The organism is Clostridium sp. AF28-12 (assembly GCF_003435225.1).
Taxonomy (GTDB): Bacteria; Bacillota; Clostridia; order Lachnospirales; family Lachnospiraceae; genus Pilosibacter; species Pilosibacter fragilis.
Genome location: NZ_QWGJ01000038.1, coordinates 7076 through 8113 on the forward strand (window position 1 = coordinate 7076; position 1038 = coordinate 8113).

Below are 1038 nucleotides of genomic sequence, written 5' to 3' on the forward strand. Positions count from 1 at the left end.
CAAATTTTTTAGAATATCAGTTCTTTGATTTTTCCAAGTTCGCAGGTTTCACCGAAAATACTGTTTAATGCAATGCAGAGGTTGTATGCCAATACTTTATTAACCAAACGGGTGCATAAGCCCTGAAAGCTTTTGGCAAGTACTCTTTCTGCATTTAACTGACCGCTTAACTGTGAAAAGACAGTTTCTACCCGTCTTCTCAATTTGAAGATCAGCTGACGCACCGATTTTGGCCAGTTTTCTTTACTGTTGGAACGCTTGAGTGCAAAAAGACAGATCGTTTGTTCCTGCATTTCCTGCATGAGTTTTTCGCCAACATATCCTTTATCTGCTAAAATTGTAATATTTGAACAATTATCCACCAGATCCCGTAATCCTTCACGGTCATCTGTGGATGCCGGCGTAATCTCAAATGCAGTAATGTAACCTTCTAATGTGACCAGGGCATGCACTTTATAGCCGAAGTAAGTTTCCTTTTTAGAAGGGCACTTTCCGTAATCAGCACCCTGGCTGCGAAATGTTTTGCAGTATCGTGCACGTCCAAATTTGCAGACTGCAAGCGGAAAACTATCAATAATGCAATAAGAACTGACCGGAACCGGAAAAACAGAGAGCATCTTTTGTCTTAATAATTCGGTTGTCTGCATCAGAGCACGCCTCGTTCTGTTAAAACGACTTCTGCTGCAAAGCCGCGGAAAAAGATGTCTGTAATTCTTTTTCACGAAAGAAAACCAGGCATTTTCAGAATCAACGCCAAGCAACTCACCACAAAGACTAATGGTAATGATTTCCGAATCAGATAGTTTTGCATCTAAAACATGCCGTCGCTTGGCAACCTCAGGAAGTGCAAACTGATGATACAATTCGTCAATAATAACGTAAGTGGTTAAAATAAAGTCTTCAAAAGTTGCAATAACAGTGGTATTATTATTTTGGAACTTCAACATAATGATGCCTCCTTTCGTTGTATTGCCTACAAATAGGATAGCACATTTTGTTGAAGTTTCTTTATATTATTTTATCTAGCACAACAGGTTA

Annotated in this window: 1 protein-coding gene; it reads right to left on the reverse strand. The window is 39.1% G+C overall.

The genetic code is table 11. The annotated features are described in order from the left end of the window. Window positions 1-8 precede the first annotated feature (8 nt). On the reverse strand, window positions 9-947 hold the full coding sequence (locus tag DWY93_RS16255) for an IS982 family transposase (protein ID WP_117471412.1): 939 nt from the start codon (window positions 945-947) through the stop codon (window positions 9-11). Between the last annotated feature and the right edge of the window lie 91 nt (window positions 948-1038).